Genomic DNA, 23,251 nt, shown 5'->3' on the forward strand with positions numbered 1-23,251 from the left:
GCACATAATGTGTACCATACATATCGACCCCTCGCGGGATATGCTGCCGAAAATCCACGCACCGGACGGAGGAGTATGCGCCCCGACAAGGAACTGGCCCTGATCGAGCGGGAGATGATGCTGCTCAACCGCCACCAGGTGCTCGCCACCGCCCGTACCGCCGCCCCGGACAGCCTGGAGCGCAGCGCCTACACCCTGCTCAGCCGGATCGAGACCGAGGGCCCGCTGACCATCGGCCAACTCGCCGAGGCGTTCGGCCTGGACACCTCCACCGTCAACCGGCAGACCGCCGCGATGCTGCGCGCCGGACTGGTCGACCGGATCCCCGACCCGGACGGCGGGCTGGCCCGCAAGCTGCAGATCACCGAGGAGGGCCTGCGCCGGCTGCACCAGGACCGGGAGTGGTCCATCGAGGGCCTGGCCAGGGTGGTCGCGGACTGGACGCCCGCCGAACTCGCCTCCTTCGCCGAGGTGCTGGAGCGCTTCAACCGCGACATCGAACACCTCCAGGGCCGCCCCTGGCCGCGGGTCTGACCACCCGTCACGCACTGAACCGCCGTCAATTCCCGCCCCCCGCCGCTCCCCCGCAGGCGACTGCGCCGAGCGGGTGGCAGCGGCCGCGACCGGCCGGGTAAAACCTGGCAGCGGGCCGCCCCGCGCCGCACCCGCCGAAACGATCAGGCCCTACGATCACCCCCAGGAGCGGCGCCCAGGCAAGCCGGGCGAGTCGGAAGGCGGACCAGGCGTGGCCGAAGCGGTGATCGATCTCAATGCGGACCTCGGCGAGGGCTTCGGACGCTGGAGCCTGACCGACGACGAGGCACTGCTGTCCGTGGTCACCAGCGCCAACGTCGCCTGCGGCTTCCACGCCGGCGACCCGTCCACCATGCGTCGGGTGTGCTCGCTGGCCGCCGAGCGCGGCGTGCGGATCGGCGCCCAGGTCTCCTACCGCGACCTCGCCGGGTTCGGCCGCCGCGCCATGGACGTCCCGCCGGAGGAACTCGCCGACGAGATCGCCTACCAGATCGGCGCGCTCCAGGTCTTCGCCCGCGCCGCCGGGTCCCGGGTCTCCTACGTCAAGCCGCACGGCGCGCTCTACAACCGTGTGGTGACCGACAACGAGCAGGCCGAGGCGGTGGTCTCCGGGGTGCTGCGGGCCGGCGCGGTCTGCGACGGCCCGCTCCCGCTGCTCGGCCTGCCCGGCTCCCGGCTCCTCGCGGTCGCCGAGGGCGTCGGACTGCCCGTCGTCACCGAGGCGTTCGCCGACCGCGCCTACACCTGGACCGGCACCCTGGTCCCCCGCCGCGAGCCGGACGCCGTCCTGCACGACCCCGAGGCGGTGATCGCCCGCGCGGTCGGCATCGCCCGCGACGCCACCGTGACCGCGATCGGCGGCGAGCGCATCACCGTCCAGGCCCGCTCGCTCTGTGTCCACGGCGACACCCCCGGCGCCGCCCAACTCGCCTGGCGCGTACGCGGGGCACTCGCCTCGGCGGGCGTCCGTGTCGAGGCCTTCACCTGACGGTCGCCCAGCGCCGGGAATTCGTGGCGGAGTTCGTCGGGAAATTCGTGGAGAAAGTTGCTCCGCGCAGCCCCGGAGACGGCGCTTGCGCGGCCCCGACGGGGGCGTGGCGGCTGCCCGGGGCGGGCCCGGGACCGCGGCGGCGGACCCCCTCCGAAGTGGCCCGCCAGAGCGCGCCCAGGGCTTCGCTACACCACCTCTGACCTGGCGTTTTCCTCGATTTCGCCTAGGGCGGGGAGCTCAGCCGGACTCCTGTGGAGGGGACACGCGTGAGCGAGTACGACGCCAGTCGGATCGTGGTGCTGGAGGGCCTGGACGCGGTGCGGAAGCGCCCGGGGATGTACATCGGATCGACCACCGAACGGGGCCTGCACAACCTGGTGGTCGAGGTGGTCGAGCGGGCGGTCGACGCGGTGCTCGACGGGCGGGCCCGGGCGGTCGAGGTGACGCTGCTGCCGGACGGCGGCTTCCAGGTCGACCACGACGGGGACGCCGATGAAGGGACGGACCTGGAAGTCGAGTTGACCGTGCTGCAGGGCGGCTCGAGGGCCGAGCACCGCACCAGGCTCGCCGCTCTCCACGGAGTGGGCCTGGCCGTCGTGAACGCGCTCTCCAGCCGCCTGATCGCAGTGGAGCGGCGGGACGGCCGCTGCCGGCGGCGGGAGTACGTGCGCGGCGTCCCGGTCGGCCCGCACACCGACGAGGGGGCCGCGGACGGCTCCGGCACGAGCCTCACCTGCTGGCCGGACGCCGCCGTCTTCGAAACGGTGGAGGTCTCGTACCCGAGGCTGGTGGAGCGCCTGCGCGAACTGGCCTTCCTCTACCCCGGCCTGGACCTCACCCTGACCGACCGCCGCTCGGCCGAGGCGCGCAACGAGCGGCTGCACTTCCCGGGCGGGGTACGGGACTTCGTCGCCCAGCTGGGTGGCCGCTCCGCAGAGATCGTCGCCGTCGAGCGGGAGGACTCCCGGATGGCGGGCCGCCTGGAGGTCGCGTTCGGCTGGTCCGGGGCACCGGAGGAGCGGATCCGAACCTTCGTCAACGGCCGCCCCACGGACGAGGGTTCACACCTGGAGGGCTTCCGGGACGGGTTGGCCACCGGGCTGGCCACCGTCTCGGACTCGGCCGTTGCCGAGCGGGCGGGCCTCACCGCGGTGGTGTCGGTGAAGCTGGACCGCCCCGAGTTCGAGGGCTGCACGCGCCGCCGTCTCGGTAACGCCGCGGTCCGCGAGTGCGTCGCCGAGGCCGTCGAGGAGCGGCTTCGCGGGTGGCAGGCGGAACGCGTGGACCGTGGCTGACCTGTAGTCAGAGCACGGCCTCCCGCTCCCCCGCCCCGAGGTGGCGCACCGTCACCCGCGCGCAGTGCGGGGCGAGCAGGGCGCGGAGTTCCTCGGCCGCCGCGTCGAGGTGGTGGCCGTCGCGGGTGGCGTGCAGGGTCTCCAGCACGAAGACCACCCGGGTGGAGTGCTCGGTGACCCGGGTGCGGTGGGCGTCGCGATGGTTCCAGTGCCGGGTCAGGACGCCGTCCGCGTCGGCGTAGACGACCTCGCCGGGCTTGGGCCGCTCGACGGCGTCCGGCTCCCCGAGCGGGGTGAACTCCTCGCTCCCGTCGGCGTACCGGATCACCACGTCCCCCTCGACGGCGTCGAGGTCGAAAGCGCCGGCGGGCAGCCCGTGGCGGACGGAGACCGCGTTGTACGAGTCCACGGCGGGGTTGATCCGGGGCAGCGCGCCCTGCTTGGCGAGGCGGCGGCCGAGCGCGTCCACACTCGGGCGGATCCGGCGGGGGTTGGTGCCGAAGCCTCGGTAGGCGGCGTGCCACGCGTCGATCCGCGGGTCGCTCTCGTCGGCGGGCCGCCACGAGCCCTCGGCGAGCTGACGCTCCAACAGGTCGAGCGCGGCGGCGGTCCGCGGCCAGGGTTCGGTGCCACGGATGCCTTCGGCGACGACCAGGGCGATCAGGGTGTTCGGGAAGGCGTCGGCGACGGCGGCGTCGAGGCGGAGGAGGGGCATGGCGGGCGGGGCTCCGTTCAGTGCGGGCTCGGCCGGGCGGGGTCGGCAGGGCGCGGCGGGGGCGGGGTCGGGTCGGCAGGTGGAGGAGGCCGGACGGGTGCGGGAGGCCGGACGGGTGGGGTCAGGCCAGGGCGAGCAGGCTGACCGCGACGGCGGCGGCGCCGAGGCCGGCGAGTTGGCCGCGGTGGATCCGTTCGGCCAGGACGGCGCGGGCCAGCAGCACGGTGCCGGCCGGGTAGAGCGCGGTGATCACGGCGACCACGGTGAGGTCGCCGCTGTGTGCGGCGAGCAGGAAGAGCACGCTGGCGGCGGAGTCCAGCACCCCGGCCGCGACGGACAACGCGTACGCGGGGCGCTCGGGTCCGAGGCGACGGCGCAGCAGCACGGCGGCGACGACGGTGACCGCGGAGGTGACGGTCCGTCCGACGATCAGCGGGGCGATGCCGCTGCCCGTCGGGGCCTGGTGCAGGCAGACCAGTTGCACGGCGATGGCGGCGCCCGCACCGAATGCCAGCAGCAGCGCGGTACGGGTGACCCGGGCCCGGCCGTCGCCGGCGCCGCCCGCGCTCACCAGCACCACCGCGAGCAGCGCCAGCGGCAGGCCCAACAGACCGGCGGCGCCCAGGTGTTCGCCCTGCAGCAGCCCGACGGTGACCGGCAGCACGGCGGAGACCAGGGCGGTCACCGGGGAGAGCACGTTCATCGGCCCGATCGCCAGCGTCCGGTACAGCAGCGCGAACGCCCCCGCCGAGGCCAGCCCGGAAGCCGCACCCCAGCCGACCGCCCCCGCACCGAACGAGGCGCCGAGCAACGGCCAGACGGCGAGCTCCACCGCGAGGCTGGCCGGCGCGGCGACCAGCACCGTACGCAGCACGTGGGCCCGACGGGAGCCTAGACCGCCGAGGAAGTCGGCGCAGCCGTACGCGAGCGAGCTGCCTAGCGCCAGCAGCAGAGCGATCATGAGAGCTTCCCGAGGGTCGAGCGGACGACCGGAACGGTACATCAGGATGTACCGCACAGACCAACAGAATGCTCGACGGATGTGTTCCCGACCCGGATGTGTTCCCGACCCGGATGTGTTCCCGGCACCGGTGGGGGTCAGTGCAGGGGGACGATGTCCGGGGCGCCGAGCCTTGCGGCGTCGGCGGTGGCGTCGTCGGGCTGGCGTTGGGCCTCGAGTTCGGCTTCGACGCGCTTGCGGTAGTGCTCGATCTCGTGGGCGATCTGCTCGTCGTCCCAGCCGAGCGGGGTGGCCATCAGGCGGGCGACGGGGTCGGCGGCGGCGAGGCCGCGGTCCCAGGACTCGATGGAGGCGCGGGTGCGCCGGGTGAGCACGTCGTCGAGGTGGCGGGCGCCCTCGTGGGTGACGGCGTAGACGGCTTCGGCGAGCAGGTAGTCGTCGGAGCCGGGCAGCGGTTCGGCGAGCGCGGGGTCGGCGGCGACCAGGTCGAGCACCTCGCCGATCAGCGAGCCGTAGCGCTGCAGGAAGTGCTCGATCCGGGCGACGTGCAGTCCGGACTCGGCGGCCAGCGACTCGCGGCGGTTCCACAGCGCCCGGTAGCCCTCGGCGCCGAGCAGCGGGATGTCGTGGGTGACGGACGGTCCGGGGCGGTGGCCGTCGCGGACCCGGACCGCCTCGTCGACCGCGTCCTTGGCCATCACCCGGTAGGTGGTGTACTTGCCGCCGGCGATCACCACCAGGCCGGGGACGGGGTGGCCGACGAGGTGCTCCCGGGAGAGCTTGCTGGTGTCGGCGGCGTCCCCGGCGAGCAGCGGGCGCAGGCCGGCGTAGACGCCCTCGACGTCGTCCCGGGAGAGGGGGGTGGCGAGCACCGCGTTGACGTGGTCGAGCAGGTAGTCGATGTCGCGGGAGCTGACCGCCGGGTGGTTCTTGTCCAGGTCCCAGGCGGTGTCGGTGGTGCCGATCAGCCAGTGCCGGCCCCACGGGATGACGAACAGCACCGACTTCTCGGTGCGCAGGATCAGCCCGGAGCGGGCGTTCACCCGGTCCCGCGGCACCAGGATGTGCACGCCCTTGGACGCCCGGACGTGGAACTGGCCGCGGGTGCCGGCCAGCGCCTGGGTGTCGTCGGTCCACACCCCGGTGGCGTTGATCACCTGCTTGGCGTGCACCCGGTACTCGCGGCCGCTCTCCAGGTCCACCACCAGCGCCCCGGTGACCCGCTCGCCCTGCCGCAGGAACCCGGCGACCTTGGCCCGGTTGGCGACCTGCGCCCCGTACGCGGCAGCGGTGCGCACCACGGTGAGGGTGTGCCGGGCGTCGTCCACCTGCGCGTCGTAGTACTTCACCGCGCCGACCAGCGCGTCCCGGCGCAGCGCCGGAACCTCGTGCAGAGCCTGACGGCGGGTCAGGTGGCGGTGGAGCGGCAGGCCGCGGGAGGTGCCGGAGGTGAGGCCCATGGTGTCGTACAGCAGCACGCCCGCGCCCACGTACGGGCGCTCGACGAAGCGGCGGGTCAGCGGGTAGAGGAACGGGACGGGGCGGACCAGGTGCGGAGCGAGCCGTTGGATCAGCAGGCCGCGTTCCTGCAGGGCCTCCCGGACCAGCCGGAAGTCCAGCATCTCCAGGTAGCGCAGGCCGCCGTGGATCAGCTTGCTGGAGCGGCTGGAGGTGCCGCTCGCCCAGTCCCGGCTCTCCACCAGACCCACCGTCAGGCCGCGGGTCACCGCGTCCAGCGCGCAACCCGCGCCGACCACGCCGCCGCCGACCACCAGCACGTCCAGCTCCCGCCCGGAGCCGAGCGCGTCGAGCGCGTCCTGACGGGCCTGCGGGGAGAGGGCGACTGGCTGCACGGCGGCGCTCCGGTGGTGAGGGTGTATCGCGGCGGCTGCTGCCAGTCGATGGCGGCGACGGATGATCGGCAACCGCTGGCGGAGTGTCAACCGCCGTACGGGCGGCCGCAGCCGGCCCCGGAGCCGCCCGGACGGGTGCGGAGACCGTCTGCCGGGTGCGTGCGGAAACCGCTTGCCGCACAGGTACGGAAAACCGCTTGCCCGATGGCTGCGGAAACCGCTTGCCACGCGCATGCGGAAACCGTTTGCCGGACGCGTGCGCGGGGTGTTCTGCTCGATCCATGGACGACTTCTCCCCCGGCCTCCGGCTGTGCACCGAGCGCCTGGTTCTGCGCCGCTTCACCCCCGCCGACCTGCCCGCCGTCACCGCGCTGTGCGGCGATCCGGCGGTGATGCGGTACCTGGAGGACGGCCGTCCCATGCCCGCGGACCAGGTCGCCGCGCAGGTCCTGCCCGCCGTCCTGCGCGAGTACGGGGAGCTGCCGGCCGGGCTGGGTTGTTGGGCGGCCGAGCACGACGGGCGGTTCCTCGGCTGGCTGGCCCTGCGCCCGGCGCACTCGCTCGGCCTGGACACCGGCCCGAACGGTGGGCTGGAACTCGGCTACCGGCTGCTGCCCGCCGCCTGGGGCCACGGCTACGCCACCGAGGGCGCCCGCGCGCTGGTCGCCGCCGCCTTCGACGAGCTGGCCGCCGAGCAGGTGGTCGCCACCACCATGGCGGTGAACACCTCCTCCCGCCGGGTGCTGGAACGCGCCGGGCTGCGCCACGTCGACACCTTCTTCGCCGACTGGCCGGACCCGATCCCCGGCACCGAGCACGGCGACGTGGTGTACCGCCTGACCCGCGCCGAGCGGGCCTAGCAAGGGCGTGTCTCGTCGGACCGCTTCGGACCGGCGGGCGCCTCGCCAGCGCCATGGCGGCCGGGGCCGGGGCCGGGGCAACTGACGAGACGCGTTCGAGGAGCGTGCCCCGGCGCCGACCGCCCGGCACCATCCGAAGCACCCGCCCCGGCCGCCTGCCGTCGGCCCGTCAGGAGTCCAGCAGCGCCAGGACCTTGGCCCAGCCGTCCACCTGGGCGGCCTCGTTGCCCGCGTCGGTACCGCCGAGGGCAAGGACCTGGCGCTGGATGGTGGTCACCGTGGTGGGCGAGGGCAGGTATGGGTAGGTGCCCACCGAGTGGCCGGCGGCCGGGTAGACGACGACCTGCCGGAGGGGTGCGGCGGGGCTGGGCGCGCCGAGCTGCCTGGCCCATCGCTCGGAGGGCCACAGTTGGTCGTCCGCCCCGGCGAGAGCCAGCAGCGGGCCGCCGATCCGGTCGGTCGGGATGGGTCCGGCGGGCACCGGCGCACCGCCCAGGGTCCACGCGACCCCGCCCCCCAGCCCGGGGTTGACCTGCGCGGACGGCGCGTACACCACCACGCGGTGTACCAGGTCCGGCCGGTTCTGGGCGGTCAGCAGGGCGAGTTCGCTGCCTCGCGAGTAGCCGATCACGGCGAGCTTGGACGGGTCGGTGCCCGGCAGGGCGGCGAGCAGGCCGGCCGCAGCGGCCGCGTACTCGACCGGGACGTCCTGCAGCGTCGGGGGCAGGCCGGACAGGCCGAAGTAGGCGAGCGCGAGCGCCGGGTGGCCGTGCGCGGCGAGCAGCTCGGCCGTGGGCCCGAGGCCGATCCCGCCCTCGGAGCCGCCCAGCAGGAGCACCGGGGCCTTCGGCGCGGACCCGGCGGGCGGCAGGTAGAGCCGGCCGATCATCTTGTCGGCCGCCATGGTCAACTGCCGGACGGTGACGCCGTCGCCCACCCAGGACCGGATCACCGTCCGGTCGGCGACCGCCCGGTCGGCCACCCGCACGGTGATCCGGATCCGGCTGGTGTCAGTCGAGCCGACGTGGCCGGGCTGGAACAGGCCGGCGGCCCCGTCGACCTTCATCGACCAGAACAGGCCCATCCCGTCCGCCTGGTGGTACGTCCCCCCGGTGGGCACCGCGCGGTCGAGGTCGACGTCGCCGGCACCGTCCGCACGGAAGTCGGCGGTCGACCTCCAGCGGTTGCCCCCGTAGTCGTCCGCCTCGGCGGTGAGGGTCACCGGCTGGTCGGCTTTCAGCCCGGTCACCCGCAGGTGCACCCGTTGGTCGGCGAGCGCGGTGGTGTTGTCCGCGGTGGCGTTGTCGACGGTGAGCACCACCTGGTGCGCGGTCCCGTCCGAGGTACAGGCCGCCGAGGCCGCGAGCAGCAGTGCCGCCAGGCCCGCCCCCGCGGCACGACGAATCGTTCCGATCATGCTTCCCCCCTGGTCCGCCCGCATTCTGCTCCTCCCCCGGCCGCCGCTCAAGGGCCGCCCGAAGGGTGAACTCCCGTACGGCGCGAAGACCTTCGCACCTGCTGCGAGCCTCCGGGTGACCTGCCGCGAACGCGGGGACACCTTGACCCTTTATCATCTGGCAGACCGGTCGGCGCCCCCGAGGACCCCGGGCCACCCCACGAACGAACAGGAAAGACGCGATGCGCAGCCAGCGAGCCATATCCGCGGCGGGTGCCCGGTGATCAACTGGATCCACGGGGCCGTCCTCGGCCTGGTGCAGGGCCTCACCGAGTTCCTGCCGGTCTCCTCCAGCGCGCACCTGCGGGTGTTCTCCGCCCTGATGGGCTGGGACGACCCGGGCGCGGCGTTCACGGCGGTGACCCAGCTGGGGACCGAGTCCGCGGTGCTGATCTACTTCCGCCGCGACATCGGCGCGATCATCAAGGCGTGGACGCTGTCGCTGTTCCGCAAGGAGTGGCGGGGCGACCCGAACGCCAAGCTCGGCTGGTACGTGATCGTCGGCACCCTGCCGATCGGCATCCTCGGCAAGCTGTTCCAGGACACCATCGAGACCACCCTGCGCGACCTGCGCCTGATCGGCACCACGCTGATCGTCTTCGGTCTGATCCTCGCCGTCGCCGACCGCTCGCGCGCGGTCCGCAACGCCCGCCAGATCAGCTCGCTGACCTTCCCGCACGCCCTGATCTACGGCGCCGCGCAGTCGCTGGCACTGATCCCCGGCGTCTCCCGCTCGGGCGGCACCATCAGCGCCGGCCTGTTCCTCGGCTACAGCCGCGAGGCCGCCGCCCGGTACTCCTTCCTGCTCGCCATCCCGGCCGTCCTGGCCTCCGGCGGCCTGGAGCTCCTCAAGATCGGCGAGGGCCCGGCCCCCGCCTGGGGCCCGACCATCCTGGCCACCCTGATCGCCTTCGTGGTCGGCTACGCCGCGATCGCCTGGTTCCTGAAGTACATCTCGCACAACAGCTTCATGCCGTTCGTGATCTACCGCGTCCTGCTCGGCCTGACCATCATCGGCCTGGTCACCGCGGGCGTCCTCGCCCCGGACGCGGGCGCGGTGCACTAGCGCGACGCGAACGCCTCGGCGAAGGGGACGGGTACCGGCAGCGGCCGGGGCCCGTCCCCTTCGTCGTGGCTGGAGGCAAGGCGGGCTGCGACACACCGGCCGCCGGGATGATTGTCAGCCGATCCGCGGTCCGATTGGATCGGTTGCCATGACACTCGCTTGGAAGCTGGTCATCGACAGCGCGAACGCCCCGGCCATCGCCGAGTTCTGGGCCGCCGCCCTCGGCTACCGGGTCGAGGACCCCACCGCCCTGATCGACTCCCTGCTCGCCGCCGGCCGCCTGCCCGCCGAGTCGGTCACCGAGCACGGCGGCCGCAAGCTGTTCCGCGGCTACTCCGCCGTCCGCCACCCCGACGACCCGTTCGACCCGGCGAGCGACATCGGCAAGGGCCGCCGGATCCTCTTCCAGGACGTCCCCGAGTCCAAGACGGGCAAGAACCGCCTCCACATCGACGTGCACTCCGGCGAGGAGGGCCTCGACGCCCTGGTCGCCCGCCTCGAATCCCTCGGCGCCACCCGCGTCCAGGAACACGACCAGGGCCCGGTCGGCCACTGGTGGGTGATGCGCGACCCCGAGGGCAACGAGTTCTGCGCCGCCTGACGCACCGTCAACCTGGTCCGCCTCCACGGCGCGGGGCCTTGGGGCTACGAGTACCAGACCAGCAGCCCGTGCCGGTACCGCGCGGTGCGGGTGAGGTACGCCAGCAGTTCGCCGTAGTGGGCGCCGACGTAGTCGAGGGCGTACGGGTCGGACCACAGGCCGGTCGGGTAGACCTCGGCGGCGGCCAGGTCGGCGGGGGTGACGTCGGCGGCCAGGTCGGCGAACCGGACGTCGGCCAACTGCCCGGCTGCGGCGGCGACCTGATCGGAAGTCAGAGTCCGGGGCGGGCCGTAGCCCCAGTCCTCGTCCCCGGGCAGCGGGCGGTCGCCGTGCACGATCTCGGACGGGAGACCGCGCAGGGCGAGCAGGTGGGCGAGGGCGGCCCAGGACTTCTCGGTGTCGTGGAAGCGTCGCTCGGACGGCGAACGGCGCGGCTCGTCGACGGCCTGCTCGCGCATGAACTCCCGGGCCCAACCGGGTTCCCGGAGGGCGCGGTCGAGGTCGGCGGCCTTGAGCCGGAAGTAGCTGCCAATCACGCTCACGGGCCCGCATCCTGGCACGGCCCGCCGACGGCGGCCGTCCCCGGCCGCCGTCCGCCTGCGGCGGCTACCGCGCGGGGCGGCGGGAGCGGCGTACGGCCAGCACGATCAGCGCGGCGAGGACGGCGACGCCGGCCAGGGCGCCGAGCACGATCGCGGTGGTGTTGCCGCCGTTGCCGTCATCCGCCTTGGCGGCGGGGGACGGTGACGGCGGGTTGGACGGGGCGGTGACGGACGGCGCGGCCGAGGCGGAGGCCGACCCGGACGCGGACGCCGACGGCGAGGCGGAGGCCGCGGGCGAGGCGGACGCCGGGGCCAGCGGGGTGGCGCCGGCCGCCGCGGGGCGGAGGGCCAGCACCGGGGCCGGGTGCTCGGGCTTGGTGTCGCCCTGCGGGAGTTCGATCCACCGGTCGGTGTGCCCGTCCGAGTAGTCGACCAGGGTCTTGAACGCGACGCTCTGCGCGTTCGGCAGCTGGCGGACCTTGACGCTGTAGTCGGCGCTCGCCCCGGGCGCGAGGGCCGGGCCGGCCACCGCGTAGCCGTCCGCGGTGACCGCGAGCGTCCAGCCGGTGGGCGCCTTGACCAGGGTGACGTCGGAGGGCGCGATGCCCGCGGGCAGCGCGACCTTGACGTCGGTGATCCCCGCGGACGAGGACTCCCCCTCGGCGGAGAAGCTCACCTGGGCGTCCACCGCCAGCGCCTGCGCGGTGGTCGACTCCACCTCGACGTGCGCGGCGGCGGTGCCGGCCGCCCCGAGGGCGAGCCCTACGGCGAGGACCGGCGGGAGGGCACGACGGAGCACACGGGATCGCTGCATGAGCGGAACCCTACCGTTCACGGGCCGTCAGGCGGCCGCGTACGGCGGCATGCACCTCGGCCTCCTCGGCCGGGTCGGCGGCGAGTCGGCGCAGTCGCTCCAGCACCCGGGCGTCGCCCGTGGTGGTGACGTGGGTGGCGGCGAGCTCGCGGGTGGACTCCTCGCAGTCCCACAGGCATTCGACGGCGGGGCCCTGCCCGAAGTACGGGTCGGTGGCGGCCAGCGCGTGGGCCGCTCGGCCCCGCAGCTCGGAGGAGACCGTCTCGCCGTAGACGTGCCGCAGGGCGGAGACGGCGGTGTGGGCGCGCAGCCGGCCCGCGCCGTCGACCAGGCTGGCGAGTCCGGCGCCCTCGACGCCGCGCAGCGAGATCCAGTGGTGCAGGGCGGCGACCACCAGCGGGGAGTCGCAGGGGTCGCCGGCGTCGGCGAGCAGGCGGACCGCGGCCTCGCCGAGGGCGCTGTCGGCGCCGCCGGTGGCGGGGTCGGCCCAGCGGCGGGCGTGCGCGAGGGCCTCCGGACCGCGCATCCGGCCGAGCAGTTCCAGTGCGGCGTCGACGACCCGGTGGTCGACGTCGGTGGCGGCCGTCTCGATCAGTCCGGCGGCGGCCGGGTCGCGTTGCTCGACGAGGTGGCGCAGGGCGGCCGAGCGGGCGCCGACCGGTCCTTCGGCGGCGGCCCGGTGCAGCAGCGGTCCGTCCTCGGGGCGGACCACGGCGGTCAGACAGCGGGCGGCCGCGGCGGCCCGCCGGGCGATGGCGGCCGGTTCCGGGCTCTCGCCCTGGTCGGCCCAGGCGAGCACGTCGGCCGTGGACCAGCCGGGGGTGACGCCGGGGCGGTTCATCTGCCGCTGCCACAGGTCGAAGGGTGACTGCTCACTCGCGGCGGCCACTCTGGGGTGGTGGGCGGCCCACAGCCGCCAGGGCTTCGGCTCGTACGCGGAGCGGATCGCGGCGCGCAGCTCGGCGTCGCCCTCGGCGGTGGCCGGGAAGCGGCCGAGCACGGCGGGGGCGAGCGCGAGCAGGGCGTCGTCGCCGTCGCGCAGGGCGAGCTCGTCGAGGGCCCAGGCCCAGTTGGTTCCGGTGGCGGTGTAGCCGCGCAGCAGGTCGAGGGCGTCCCGGCGGCCGTACCCGGCGAGGTGGCCGAGCACGGAGAGGGCGAGGCCGGTGCGGGCCTCGTCGGGGTCGGTGGCGTCCTCGATCGAGTGGAGGTGGAGCTCGAGGCCGGTGAGGGGGGCCTCCAGCTCCATGTAGAGCCGCGCGTAGTACAAGGAGCGGTTCTCGACCTGCCAGTCGGCGCGGGGGTCGTTGGTCACGCAGGTCTCGACGGCGGCGATCGCCTCGTCGCGGTCTGCGGCCAACGCATGCAGCTGCCCGTCTCCGCGGCCTCTCTGCAGGAGGCCGAGGAGGCTGGCGCTGGGCGCTATCACTGGCTCGAACATGAGGTCAGCATCCGTTGCGGCGGTCGTCGTGGCAACGGGATTTCCGTCGCCGGGGTCGGTTGGCACAGCTCAGGCGCCCGGGCGCCGGAATCACCGAAGGTTACCGCCTGGGGCCACGATCCGCACACAGGGCGACGGAAATGACCGGTCGGCCCCCGCCAGGCCCGGCCCGTCCGTATCGGATCGAACCACTCCGCAACGGCCCGGACCGGCCGGATTTCACGAATCTGACATCGGCCGAAATCGTGCGTGATGTCGGTTACGGCCCGCGGACCCGGGTAGACGGTGCCGGGTGGGGCGTGCCGTGGGAGCGGGGTGCGTCAGACCGGTCCGGGCCGGCCGGGCAGCGAGGAGTGGATCTGCTCACGGAGTTCGGCGACGGCCGGCAGGCCCTGGTAGCGGCCGGAGAGCCGGTACATCTCGCGCAGCCGGTCCCAGGTGCGCTTGGAGGAGGTGTCGTTGATGGAGGCCAGCGCCAGTTTGGCCTGGACCTGCGCCTCGTCGGGTTCGCCGGAGATCCAGTAGATCGAGGCGAGGGTGATCCGGTCGAGCAGGGCCGAGCGCTCCCGGCCGGTCTTCTGCCGCAGCCGGATGGCGAGTTGGGCGTGCCGGGTGGCGAGCGGCACCGCGCCCGGGTCGTGCTCGGCGAGGGTGCGGTAGACCAGCGCCTGCATGCCGTGCAGCTCGGCCTCGTTGAACAGCTGCATCCAGCTCGGGGTGGGCTCCTGGGTGTCCTGGACGAACAGTTCCTCGGCCTCGCCGAGCACCCGGCGGGTGGCCTCGGCCCGGCCGACCGAGGCCTGCGCCCAGGCTTCGACGGTGCGCAGCATGGCCTGGGTGCGGGGCAGGGCGCCGTGTTCGGGGCCGGCGCTGGCGCGGGCGAGCTGCATCAGTTCGAGGGCGTCGTCGGCGCGGCCGAGGTGGAGCATCTGGCGGGCCGCGCGGGAGATCGCCTCGCCGGCCCGGGGACGGTCGTCGGCCTCGCGGGCGGCCTGCGCGGCGATCACGAAGTAGCGCTGGGCGGTGGGTTCCAGGCCGACGTCGTGGGACATCCAGCCGGCCAGCACCGCGAGGTTGGCGGCGACCGTCCACAGTCTGCGTTCCAGGGCGGGCGGGTGGCCGTGGGTGAGGAGCCCGCCGACCTCGTTGAGTTGGCCGACCACGGCCTTGCGCTGCAGGCCGCCGCCGCGGGAGGCGTCCCAGGCGCGGAACACCTCGACCGAGCGTTCGAGCGCGGTCACCTCGTCGTTGCCGACCGGGCCGGCCTCGTACACGTCGATCACCGGGCGGGGGCCGCCCTGGGTGATCACCTGGCGGGGGCCGGGGCGGCCGACGGCTTCGGCGACGGAGCCGCCGGTCAGCCAGTCGTGCAGGTTGTCGGCGATCACGGCGCCGGCGGCGACGGCTGCGGAGCCGCCGACCAGTCCACGTCTGTTCAGCATGAGGTCCATTCCCGTGAACTCGGTGAGGACCGCGGCCGTCCGATCCGGTGCCCAGGGGTCGGTCGGCGGAGTAGCCGTGCTGCTGCCGGACCTGGTGGGCCGGTGTCGTTCGAGACCTAGGTCCTCGGTGGTGACGACACGGCCGAGCCGCTCGGTGAACACGGCGGCCAGCACCCTCGGCACCGGGTCGCGCGGGATCTCGCCCTGCTCGATCCAGCGCCGGACCCGGGAGGTGTCGGTGGACAGCTGCTGCTCGCCCAGTGCCGCACCCCGCCGGTTGACCAACCGGGCCAGCTCGCCCTTCGACCATCCGGTCAGGGCGAAGTGGTCGGCCAGTCTGGTGTTCGGCCCCTTGCTCAACTGAAGCCCCCAGGTTCCTCGGCTGATTCGACACTAATGGCTCTGTCACATGCCAAGCGACCATTCGCCATGGTTCGCCAGGGTCCGCTACGTGGTGTGCCAGTGCCGACCGGGTGTCAGGTAGGAATGCGCCACCCCGACTTCGCGTCGGATCCGTCCACGACCGGCCCGGACCTCGACCCGACGGCCCGTCAGCGGACGGTCCGGGCCGAGCGGAACGGGGGGTGGCGCGACCGGGTGGCGCGGGGGCGCCGGGCACGGCACGACAGTCGGAGCGGGACGCATTCCCCAGGGTGCGAACGGCTCCGCCGAACCGCTCCGCGCCCGGCGCTCGCGCCCCACCCGGCGGCCCGACCCCCAGCATCCGGGCCCCACGCAGCCACGCCGCCGGCCAGGAAGGACCCTCACCCACCCATGTACTCCACAGCCAGCACCGGTACCCGCCCGTCGAACCCGCTCGGGGCCGACGCCGCCGGACGCCATTCCAGCCAGTCCCGTACCGGCCTGCGCCCGCCGACCGCGGGCTCCGGCCGGCCCGCCCCGCGCGCCGCCGAGCTCCGCGACCCGCGCGGGCGCACCACTCTGGTCACCCGCGCGGTGCCGGAGCAGGCGGGGCGCATCGGACGCCCCGCGCCGGCGCGCGGCGTCGACTCCTTCGTCGACCGGGTCGACCCGGCGGCGCTGCAGACCCCCGCGGTCCGGGCGGTGCTCGCCAACGTGGCGCGGATATGCCCCGCCTTCCTGCCGCGCCAGGTGCTGCGCGAGGGAAGTCGGCACATCCTGATCGCCGGCACCATCGGCCGCGCGCCGGTGGTCGCCAAGTGCCTGGCCCCCGGTGCGCTGCGCGGCCCGCAGGCGGAGCAGCTGGTGGAGCGCTTCCACCACGAGGTGGCGGTGTACCGGGCGTTCGTGCGGCACCGTCCGCCGGTGCGGCTGCCCCGGCTGGTGGCGGCCGACCACGACCGCTGCGTGCTGGTGCTGGAGCGGGTGCCGGGCCGTCCGGCCTCCCGCGAGCGGCACCCGGTGAACGCGCCGACCCCCGGCGAGGTGCGGGCGGTGCTCGGCGCGGTGCGCACCCTGAACCTGTGGCGCCCGCCGACGGACGTCTTCGGCAAGCCGCTGGACTACCAGTTGGAGGTCGCCCGGTTCCACTCGGTCGGCCTGCTCACCGACCGGGACGCCGGCGACCTGCGCGGCCTGATGCACGGCCTCGCCTCGGTGCCGTGGCAGCTGTGCCACGGCGACGCGCTGCTCGGCAACATGCTGCTGGCGCCGTCCGGCCCGGTGCTGCTGGACTGGGAGCAGGCCGGCTGGTACCTGCCGGGCTACGACCTGGCGGTGCTGTGGAGCGTGCTGTCCGGGGACACCGCGGCGCGCCGGCAGATCAGCCAACTCGCCCAGTCCGGCGGCACCCTGGCCCGGGACGCGTTCCTGGTGAACCTGGTGCTGGTGCTGATGCGGGAGATCCGGCTGCACGACGTCCCGGGAGCGGGCGAGGAGCAGCGGATCATGATCCGCCGGCTGTACGACGACGCGGCGCTGGCCCGCCGCGCGGTGCGGGCGGCGGTCGGCACCCGCTGATCCGGGCCCGGCACGGGGCCCGTTGACGGCGGGTCAGGCCTCCGGCAGCGATCCGCCGAGGGCGTCCAGCACGGCGTCCTCGGCCGGCAGGTGGGCCTGCAGGCTGAGCGCGTCGCGCAGGTGGCGCTCCAGCGGGTGGCGCCGGCTGAGCCCGGCGTTGCCGGTCAGCGTGAGGGCCCGCTGGACGGTGTCGCCGACGGTGCGGGCGACCAGTAGTTGGGCGGCGGCGACGCGTTCGGCGGGGGCCGGACCGTCGTCCACCCGGGCGGCCAGGCCGTGCACGAGTTCCTCGGCGCCGATCAGTCGGGCGTGGAGTTCGCCGAGCGGGCGGCGGTGCCCGGCGGCGGGCAGTCGTCCGGCGGCCCAGTCGAGGGCGGCCCGGCCGGTGCCCAGCAGGACGGCGCAGAGCGCGAGCAGCCGCCAGCACCGGGCGGTGCGGGCGGCCTCGTCGTCCGCGCGGCCGGGGGCGGCGAGCCGCAACGCTGCGTCGGAGCCGACCTGGACGTCGGCGAACAGCACGTCGTGGCCGGCCGCGGCGCGCAGTCCGAGCTGGTCGGCGGCGGGGTCGATCTCCAGCCCGGGGCTGTCCCCGCGGACCAGGAACACCCCGGTGCGGTAGGGCTGTTCGGCGGTGCGGGCCTCCACCGCGAGCCAGGCCAGCGCCTCCGCGCCGGGGCAGTGCGCGGCCCGGCCGGCGAGCCGCCAGGCGGTGCCCTCCCAGCGGGCGGTGACGGCGGGCGGGCGGCCGGGTTCGGCGCGCAGCGTGCCGACCAGCGCGGGCCCGCGCCGGGACTCGGTGAGCAGCCGCCGGTAGAGCGCGGCGGGCCAGGGCGCGGTCCTGGCCTGTTCGGCGTGGTGCAGCAGGGTGAGGGCGGTGAGCAGCGCGACCGAGGCGTCGCCGCGGCCGAGCCGGGCGAGCACCGCGACGGTGTCGGCGAGCGAGGCCCCGGGCCCGGCGTAGCGCTGACCGACCGTCAGGGTGAGCAGTCCGGCCTCGTGCACCGCCTCCAAGCCCTGGTACGGGAAGGTGCCGTCGCGGTCGTGCTCCTCGGCGCGGGCGGCGAGCAGGTCGACCACCCGGGGCAGCCGGCCGAGCGCCTCGGCGAGCGGGTCGCGGGCTTCGACCGCCGGGTGCGGAACGGTCGGCTGGTCGGCGGGACGCTGGGCGGTGGGACGCGGCATGGCGGGCTGGCCTCCGGTCGGAGCGGCGGGGTGGTCCGGGCGTGGGTGCTCAGAACCCCGGACAGGCCGCGCCGGCGGTACGCCGCAGGTCCACGTGCAGGCGACGGGTCAGCAGCGGCCGGGTCATCTCGCCTAGCCCTGCTGGAACATCTCCGCCGGAAGCGGCTTGAGAAGCTGGTAGAGGTCGTCCGAAATCGGTCGGTCCCAGGACGCGATGGTGACCTGGACGTCGTCGCTGCGGCCGAACTGGGAGCAGTAGAGCCGCTCCTCGCTTACTTTGACCTTGCGGACGATCAGCAGGTCGTCGCCGAGCATCACCGGGAAGTCCTCGGCGGAGACGAACTCCACCGGCTCGTCGTTCTCCAGGGCCGCGAGCAGCTGGCGCACCTCGAAGGGCACCTCGTCCTCGGTCTCGCGCGCGGGCGATCCCTGCGGCAGGTTGCCGATCAGCATCGCCGGGCCGCGGCCGCCGAGCAGGTCGTAGCGCAGGAAGATGCCCTGGCAGGAGCCGTCGGAGCCGGTCATCATCATGGCCCCGAACAGTCCGGGCCAGTCGCCCGGGTCCATCGCGAGCACGTCGAAGTCCGGGCCGGCGGGCGGGCCGGAGCGTCGGCGGAGAAATGACATGGAACCATCGTACGTGCCTGTCGGGCACGGCCCGGCGGGCGGGTCCGCGATCAGGCCGAGATCTACGCTCAGGGACCAATGTTGACTCTGAGCAACCGTCCGGGCTACGTTCGGTTCAGCACGACGGCCGCTCCGGGGCGAGATCCACAGGGAGCGGTCTGTCGCAGCGTGCGTTGCGCGTATTCCCTCACCGCGCACACGGTCGTGCGAACTCCGAGCTCCACATGCTGCTTCAATGGTTGTTCGACGGTTCCGGGAGCCTGCCGATGACTACCAGCAGAGCCTAGAGCGGTCCACGCACCATCCACATCCACATAACCCAAAGACCAGGTTCGCGGGGGCCCGTGCCGTCGCGTTCGCGAACCTTGCCCGGATCACCGCCGCGTGGGGGCGTGCGGAATCCGGGTTCCGACCCGGGCGAGGAGTAGCTCTCCCCGTCAGGGTCACTGCTCCCATGGCGACGGCTGCCGCACCCTGTGCGGCGAAGGGCGGGAGGGCTCGTCGTCGGCGCCGATGACGGGCAGCACAGCGGGCGCCGTGCCGATACCGCGTGGGGGCGGTCGGCACGGCGTCTGCCTGCTCATACTGTGCTGTCACCCTTGTCGAACAGTCAACAAGTTTCGGCCCATCAGAATTCATTTGTGACCTCGGTGCATGCCCTGGTGCATGCCGTGCCGTCACCTGCGGTTCAGCGGGCGGCCGCCGGGTCTGCGGAGGTCCCGCCGCCGAGGTTGGCCGGATCCGGCCGTCAGACCGGGTCGAACTCGCCGTCCCGCGCACCGAGGACGAACGCCCGCCACTCGGCCGGGGTGAAGATCAGCGCCGGGCCCTGCGGGTCGGTGCCGTCCCGCATCGCGATGTAGCCCTCGACGAAGGCGATCTGCACGCCGTCGGCGGCTCCGCCGGCCGACTGCCACTCGGCTCCGGTCACGTCCAGCTCGATCTTGCGCCGCTCCGCCGCCCCGGCGGTCCCGATGGTCTCGGCCGTCATCGCCGCTGCTCCTCCCGATCGTCCAGCCCCGTTCGAACGCCAGCCTAGCCACGGGTCGGCACGGGATCGGCGGATCCGGCGCGGTGTGCCCCGGGGGTGGCGCAGATGCGGCGATCGGGCCCGGCCGGGCGGGGCGCTGTGCTATTGCGGCGCCCGGTGCGGGGCGGTTACCGCACCTCGGGGGGCCGGTGGGCGAGGATGGGTGACGAGTACTCAGCCTCGCCGCCTCGCCGCAGGGAGCAGCCGATGGGCCAGCCGGACCGGAGCCGCGCCGACGTCATCCCGATCAGCACCGCGCCGTCCGCGCCGGCGTCCGCCCCGTCGGCCGGGACGGCGGTGGCGCCGGTGCCCGCGGTGCCGCGGCCGTCCCGGCCGGCCGGGCACGGGCGGGTGGGGGTGCTGCTGGTGTCGCACAGCCACGAACTGGCCGACGCGGTCCGGTCGGTGGCGCTGGCGGTGGCGGATTCGGACAATCCCGCGCCGGTGGCGGCCGCGGGCGGGGCGATCGCGGACGGGCTCGGCACCTCGGCGGTGCTGGTCGCGGCGGCAGCCCGGCGGGTGGACCAGGGCCACGGGGTGGCGGTGCTGTGCGACCTGGACGGCGCGGTGCAGACGGTGCTGGCGCTGCTCGACCGGGCGGACGAGCACGGCCTGCCCTTCCCGGTGCGCTTCGCCGACGCGCCGTTCGTCGAGGGCGCGGTGGCCGCCGTGGTGACCGCCACCGCCGGCGGCGACCTCGCGGCGGTGCTCGACGCGGCGGAGGAGACCCGCCGTCAGCCGAAGCGCTAGTACGGCTCGGCGGTCGGTGCGGGAGATGTGGCCGATGGGATGGTTTGGGCCCGAATCGCCATCTTTCCCCCGCATCCGGGCCGGTGCGGCCGCTATTGTCGGGCCAGTCGACCGGTGGGGGGAGCCCCCGGGCGCGGACTGAGGGGTGGCGGCGGAGATGCGAGTGGTGGTGACCGGCGGAGCCGGTTTCATCGGGGCCAACCTGGCACGGGAGTTGACGGCCCGTCCGGAGGTGTCCGAGGTGCGGGTGGTGGACGACCTGTCCACCGGCCGCAAGTCCAACCTGACGGGGGTGGACGTCACGTTCTTCGAGGGCAGCATCCTCGATCCGGCGCTGCTGGACGCCGCGTTCACGGGCGCCGACGCGGTGGTCCACCTGGCCGCGCTGCCCTCGGTGCCGCGCTCGGTGGCGGCACCGCTCGCCAGCCACCACGCCAACGCCACCGGCACCCTGGAGGTGCTGGAGGCCGCCCGCCGGGCCGGCGACCTGTACGTGGCCGCCGCCTCCTCGTCCTCGGTGTACGGCGCCAACCGGGAGCTGCCCAAGCGCGAGACCATGCGCACCGCCCCGATGAGCCCGTACGCGGTCTCCAAGCTCGCCACCGAGGCGTACCTCGGCGCCTACCACCACTGCTACGGCCTGGGCGTGCTGCCGCTGCGCTTCTTCAACGTGTTCGGCCCGCTGCAGCCCGCGGGCCACGCCTACGCGGCGGTCGTCCCGGCGTTCCTGGACGCCGCGCTGGCCGGCCGGCCGGTGACGGTGCACGGGGACGGCGGGCAGAGCCGGGACTTCACCTACGTCGGCACGGTCACCCAGGTGCTGGCCGAGGCGGTGCTGCGCCGGGTGGTCAGCGCCGATCCGGTGAACCTGGCCTTCGGCACCCGCACCACGCTGCTGGAGCTGATCGGCCGGCTCGGCGAGGTGCTCGGCGAGCCGGTCGCCGCCGAGCACGTCGACCCCCGCCCGGGTGACGTCCGCGACTCGCAGGCCGACAACTCCCGCCTGCGCGAGCTGTTCCCGGACATCACCCCGGTCCCGCTCACCGAGGGCCTGCAGCGCACCGCCGCCTGGTTCCGGACGCTCTGACGCATCGTCGGCGCAGTGCGCCGGGGCGGGCGCATCCGCGTGCCCCGGCGCACTTGCCGATGCCTCGTCAGGTCGCCGGTACCTCGGTCAGTTCGAAGTGCGCCGCGTCGTTTCCGGCCAGGGCCAGGCGGATCCGCTCGCGGATGCTGTCCTCCAGGTCGGGCAGCGCGTCCTGGGCGAACCAGCCGACCTCCAGCGACTCGTCGTCGTTGACCCGGGCCTCGCCCGCCAGCGGCCGGCAGCGGAAGGTCAGTTCGAGGTACTGCGCCTGGTCGCCGTTGGGGTAGCTGAGCATCCGCGAGACCGTCACCGAGGTGAGTGCCTCGGGCCGCACGGTCACGCCGGTCTCCTCCAGGCACTCGCGCACCACGGCGTCGGCGGGCTGCTCGCCGGGGTCGATGATCCCGCTGATCACCGACCAGCGGCCGTTGTCGGCCCGCCGTCCGAGCAGCACCCGGCCGTCGTCGTCGACCACCACGGCCAGCACCCCGGACAGCCACAGCGGCCGCTGCCCGACCACCTGGCGCAGTTCCGCCAGAAACGCAGGAATTCCCATGGCCCCGACCCTATGTCCTGCCGGGAGCTGCGGGGTTACGGCCGGGGGCGGGCCGGGGAGCCGACCACCACCGCCCCGGGGGCGACGTCGCGGGTGACCACGGCCGCGGCGCCGACGAACGCGGCCCGGCCGATGGTGCGGCCCTGCAGGACGACGGCGGCCGAGCCGACGGTGGTGTCGTCCTCCAGGACGACCGCGCCGGAGACGTTGGCGCCGGGGTAGACGGTGACCCGCTCGCCGAGGCGGGAGTCGTGGCCGACGGTGGCGTTGTAGTGGACCTGGCTGTGCCGGCCCAGGGTGACGTCGCTGGAGACGTACGCCCCGCCCATCACCAGGCAGCCGGCGGCGAGTTCGGTCTCCGGCGCGACGATCGCGCGTGGGTGGACCAGCGTGGCGGCCGTGCCGCCGCGGCCGTCGAGCAGTTCGGCGAGGCGGGCCCGGACGGCGGGGTCGGCGATGCCGATCAGGTACCGCGCGCCGGACGGCAGGTCGGCGGGGGCGCGGACCGGCAGGCCGCGGACCGCTCCCCCGGCCAACCGGTCGTCGAGGAACCCGGCGACCTCGACGCCCGCCGCGATCGCGGTGTCCAGGGCCTCCCGGCCGACGCCGCCGGCTCCGGCGATCCACAGCATGCTCCGCACTCCTCGCTCCGTGGGCGCGGCCGCCCGGCGGGTGTCAGGTCGTCAGGTCGTCACAGCGTCAGTCGTGATGGCGACAGCGCCGATGATGGTGCATCGGCGCCGCCGGACACGGCCCGGCACCCCGCCCGGACGGACGGGGTGCCGGTGAGGGGCTCGCTCAGCCCCGCAGTTCCTCCGCCGCCAGGCGCGGCGCGGTGGCCGTCGCCTGACGGGGCAGCACGATCCGCTGCTGGGCGGCGGGTTCGGGCGTCGCGGGGATCGGGAAGCCGGGGTTGACGCCGCCGGCGGCGGTGATGCCGGTGGGGCGCAGCAGCATGCCCGCGGTGAGGACCAGGATGCGCAGGTCGAGCAGCAGGCCGCGGTGGTCGATGTACCAGAGGTCGAGTTCGATGCGTTCGGGCCAGGTGATGGAGTTGCGGCCGCGGACCTGGGCCCAGCCGGTGAGGCCGGGTCGGATGGCGAGGCGGCCGCGCTGGCGGGGCGAGTAGTGGACGACCTGTTCGGGCAGGGTGGGGCGGGGTCCGATGACGGCCATGTCGCCGCGGACGACGTTCCACAGCTGCGGGAGTTCGTCGAGGCTGGTCTTGCGGAGCAGGGCGCCGAGGCGGGTGATCCGCGGGGCGTCCGGTTCGTCGGGGTGGCGCCTGTCCCGCATGGTGCGGAACTTCAGGATCTGGAACTCGCGGCCGTGGCGGCCGGAGCGGGTCTGACGGAAGATCACCGGTCCGCCCATGGTGGCGCGGATCAGGAGGGCGATCACCAGGCCGAGCGGGACGGCGATGATCCCGGCCAGTGCGGCGACCGCGAGGTCCCCCCCTCGCTTCATTGTTCCCCCAACTGGGTTGGTGCGTTGTGGTGTTGTCTGTGGG

The 23,251-nt window shown here is 74.4% G+C and carries 24 protein-coding genes; 9 read left to right on the plus strand and 15 right to left on the minus strand.

From position 1 onward, the window contains the following. The first annotated feature begins 75 nt into the window (after positions 1-75). From AB0K51_RS25080 to AB0K51_RS25090, 3 genes are all read left to right on the plus strand, one after another. The gene (locus tag AB0K51_RS25080; RefSeq protein ID WP_363459223.1) at positions 76-534 is read left to right on the plus strand and encodes a MarR family transcriptional regulator; all 459 of its coding nucleotides are present in this window, start codon (positions 76-78) and stop codon (positions 532-534) included. 211 nt (positions 535-745) lie between these two features. Then, positions 746-1,522 (plus strand): 5-oxoprolinase subunit PxpA, encoded by a 777-nt coding sequence (locus AB0K51_RS25085; RefSeq protein ID WP_363459225.1) that lies wholly within the window; start codon positions 746-748, stop codon positions 1,520-1,522. Between the two features lie 269 nt (positions 1,523-1,791). After that, a complete protein-coding gene (locus AB0K51_RS25090) occupies positions 1,792-2,820 on the plus strand; it encodes a DNA gyrase subunit B (RefSeq protein WP_363459227.1) in 1,029 nt (342 codons plus the stop codon). Between the two features lie 7 nt (positions 2,821-2,827). Here the strand turns inward: AB0K51_RS25090 and AB0K51_RS25095 are convergent, their stop codons facing one another. From AB0K51_RS25095 to AB0K51_RS25105, 3 genes are all read right to left on the minus strand, one after another. Then, the gene (locus AB0K51_RS25095) at positions 2,828-3,535 is read right to left on the minus strand and encodes a phenylalanine--tRNA ligase beta subunit-related protein (protein WP_363459229.1); all 708 of its coding nucleotides are present in this window, start codon (positions 3,533-3,535) and stop codon (positions 2,828-2,830) included. A 121-nt stretch (positions 3,536-3,656) separates the two neighbouring features. Further along, the gene (locus AB0K51_RS25100) at positions 3,657-4,496 is read right to left on the minus strand and encodes an EamA family transporter (RefSeq protein ID WP_363459231.1); all 840 of its coding nucleotides are present in this window, start codon (positions 4,494-4,496) and stop codon (positions 3,657-3,659) included. Between the two features lie 137 nt (positions 4,497-4,633). Beyond that, on the minus strand, positions 4,634-6,349 hold the full coding sequence (locus AB0K51_RS25105) for a glycerol-3-phosphate dehydrogenase/oxidase (RefSeq protein ID WP_363459233.1): 1,716 nt from the start codon (positions 6,347-6,349) through the stop codon (positions 4,634-4,636). Positions 6,350-6,630: 281 nt separating this feature from the next. Between AB0K51_RS25105 and AB0K51_RS25110 the strand changes: the two genes are divergently transcribed. Beyond that, the gene (locus tag AB0K51_RS25110) at positions 6,631-7,209 is read left to right on the plus strand and encodes a GNAT family N-acetyltransferase (RefSeq protein WP_363459235.1); all 579 of its coding nucleotides are present in this window, start codon (positions 6,631-6,633) and stop codon (positions 7,207-7,209) included. A gap of 169 nt (positions 7,210-7,378) precedes the next feature. On the opposite strand, the gene AB0K51_RS25115 is transcribed toward AB0K51_RS25110, so the two are convergent. After that, positions 7,379-8,626 (minus strand): acyl-CoA thioesterase/bile acid-CoA:amino acid N-acyltransferase family protein, encoded by a 1,248-nt coding sequence (locus AB0K51_RS25115; RefSeq protein ID WP_363459237.1) that lies wholly within the window; start codon positions 8,624-8,626, stop codon positions 7,379-7,381. Positions 8,627-8,888: 262 nt separating this feature from the next. Between AB0K51_RS25115 and AB0K51_RS25120 the strand changes: the two genes are divergently transcribed. Both AB0K51_RS25120 and AB0K51_RS25125 read left to right on the plus strand, forming a co-directional pair. Then, entirely contained in the window at positions 8,889-9,731 is an 843-nt protein-coding gene (locus AB0K51_RS25120) for an undecaprenyl-diphosphate phosphatase (RefSeq protein ID WP_363459284.1), read from the plus strand. A gap of 148 nt (positions 9,732-9,879) precedes the next feature. Further along, positions 9,880-10,332 carry a VOC family protein gene (locus tag AB0K51_RS25125; protein ID WP_363459239.1) on the plus strand — a complete coding sequence of 151 codons (453 nt, stop codon included), beginning with the start codon at positions 9,880-9,882 and terminating at the stop codon, positions 10,330-10,332. A 44-nt stretch (positions 10,333-10,376) separates the two neighbouring features. On the opposite strand, the gene AB0K51_RS25130 is transcribed toward AB0K51_RS25125, so the two are convergent. The 4 genes from AB0K51_RS25130 to AB0K51_RS25145 all read right to left on the minus strand — a co-directional run bounded on the left by AB0K51_RS25130 (position 10,377) and on the right by AB0K51_RS25145 (position 14,928). Next, positions 10,377-10,874, minus strand: a complete 498-nt coding sequence (locus tag AB0K51_RS25130; RefSeq protein WP_363459241.1) for a YfbM family protein — start codon at positions 10,872-10,874, stop codon at positions 10,377-10,379. A 64-nt stretch (positions 10,875-10,938) separates the two neighbouring features. Then, the gene (locus AB0K51_RS25135) at positions 10,939-11,688 is read right to left on the minus strand and encodes a DUF1775 domain-containing protein (RefSeq protein ID WP_363459243.1); all 750 of its coding nucleotides are present in this window, start codon (positions 11,686-11,688) and stop codon (positions 10,939-10,941) included. Between the two features lie 10 nt (positions 11,689-11,698). Further along, positions 11,699-13,126 (minus strand): HEAT repeat domain-containing protein, encoded by a 1,428-nt coding sequence (locus AB0K51_RS25140; RefSeq protein WP_363459244.1) that lies wholly within the window; start codon positions 13,124-13,126, stop codon positions 11,699-11,701. A 320-nt stretch (positions 13,127-13,446) separates the two neighbouring features. Further along, entirely contained in the window at positions 13,447-14,928 is a 1,482-nt protein-coding gene (locus AB0K51_RS25145; protein ID WP_363459246.1) for a hypothetical protein, read from the minus strand. Between the two features lie 414 nt (positions 14,929-15,342). Between AB0K51_RS25145 and AB0K51_RS25150 the strand changes: the two genes are divergently transcribed. After that, positions 15,343-16,509, plus strand: coding sequence for an aminoglycoside phosphotransferase family protein (locus AB0K51_RS25150; RefSeq protein WP_363459248.1), 1,167 nt, complete (start codon positions 15,343-15,345; stop codon positions 16,507-16,509). 33 nt (positions 16,510-16,542) lie between these two features. Here the strand turns inward: AB0K51_RS25150 and AB0K51_RS25155 are convergent, their stop codons facing one another. The 4 genes from AB0K51_RS25155 to AB0K51_RS25170 form a co-directional block, all read right to left on the minus strand. Then, complete coding sequence (locus AB0K51_RS25155; RefSeq protein WP_363459250.1) at positions 16,543-17,691, minus strand: acyl-CoA dehydrogenase family protein; 1,149 nt, start codon at positions 17,689-17,691, stop codon at positions 16,543-16,545. Between the two features lie 49 nt (positions 17,692-17,740). After that, complete coding sequence (locus AB0K51_RS25160) at positions 17,741-17,818, minus strand: putative leader peptide (protein ID WP_363459285.1); 78 nt, start codon at positions 17,816-17,818, stop codon at positions 17,741-17,743. Between the two features lie 5 nt (positions 17,819-17,823). After that, positions 17,824-18,318 carry a hypothetical protein gene (locus AB0K51_RS25165; RefSeq protein ID WP_363459252.1) on the minus strand — a complete coding sequence of 165 codons (495 nt, stop codon included), beginning with the start codon at positions 18,316-18,318 and terminating at the stop codon, positions 17,824-17,826. Positions 18,319-19,066: 748 nt separating this feature from the next. Then, positions 19,067-19,309 carry a DUF397 domain-containing protein gene (locus tag AB0K51_RS25170; protein WP_363459253.1) on the minus strand — a complete coding sequence of 81 codons (243 nt, stop codon included), beginning with the start codon at positions 19,307-19,309 and terminating at the stop codon, positions 19,067-19,069. A 246-nt stretch (positions 19,310-19,555) separates the two neighbouring features. Here AB0K51_RS25170 and AB0K51_RS25175 point away from each other — a divergent pair, with 246 nt between their 5' ends. Continuing rightward, positions 19,556-20,098 carry a PTS fructose transporter subunit IIA gene (locus AB0K51_RS25175; RefSeq protein ID WP_363459255.1) on the plus strand — a complete coding sequence of 181 codons (543 nt, stop codon included), beginning with the start codon at positions 19,556-19,558 and terminating at the stop codon, positions 20,096-20,098. A gap of 157 nt (positions 20,099-20,255) precedes the next feature. Then, positions 20,256-21,185 (plus strand): NAD-dependent epimerase/dehydratase family protein, encoded by a 930-nt coding sequence (locus tag AB0K51_RS25180; protein WP_363459256.1) that lies wholly within the window; start codon positions 20,256-20,258, stop codon positions 21,183-21,185. Between the two features lie 67 nt (positions 21,186-21,252). Here AB0K51_RS25180 and AB0K51_RS25185 read toward each other — a convergent pair whose 3' ends face one another. From AB0K51_RS25185 to AB0K51_RS25195, 3 genes are all read right to left on the minus strand, one after another. Continuing rightward, positions 21,253-21,741 carry an NUDIX domain-containing protein gene (locus AB0K51_RS25185; protein ID WP_363459258.1) on the minus strand — a complete coding sequence of 163 codons (489 nt, stop codon included), beginning with the start codon at positions 21,739-21,741 and terminating at the stop codon, positions 21,253-21,255. Positions 21,742-21,776: 35 nt separating this feature from the next. Further along, a complete protein-coding gene (locus tag AB0K51_RS25190) occupies positions 21,777-22,373 on the minus strand; it encodes a NeuD/PglB/VioB family sugar acetyltransferase (RefSeq protein ID WP_363459260.1) in 597 nt (198 codons plus the stop codon). A gap of 166 nt (positions 22,374-22,539) precedes the next feature. After that, entirely contained in the window at positions 22,540-23,208 is a 669-nt protein-coding gene (locus AB0K51_RS25195) for a sugar transferase (RefSeq protein WP_363459262.1), read from the minus strand. Positions 23,209-23,251: the final 43 nt, after the last annotated feature.

Origin of the sequence: Kitasatospora sp. NPDC049285, assembly GCF_040678815.1 — a bacterium.
In the GTDB taxonomy this organism is placed as follows: domain Bacteria; phylum Actinomycetota; class Actinomycetes; order Streptomycetales; family Streptomycetaceae; genus Kitasatospora.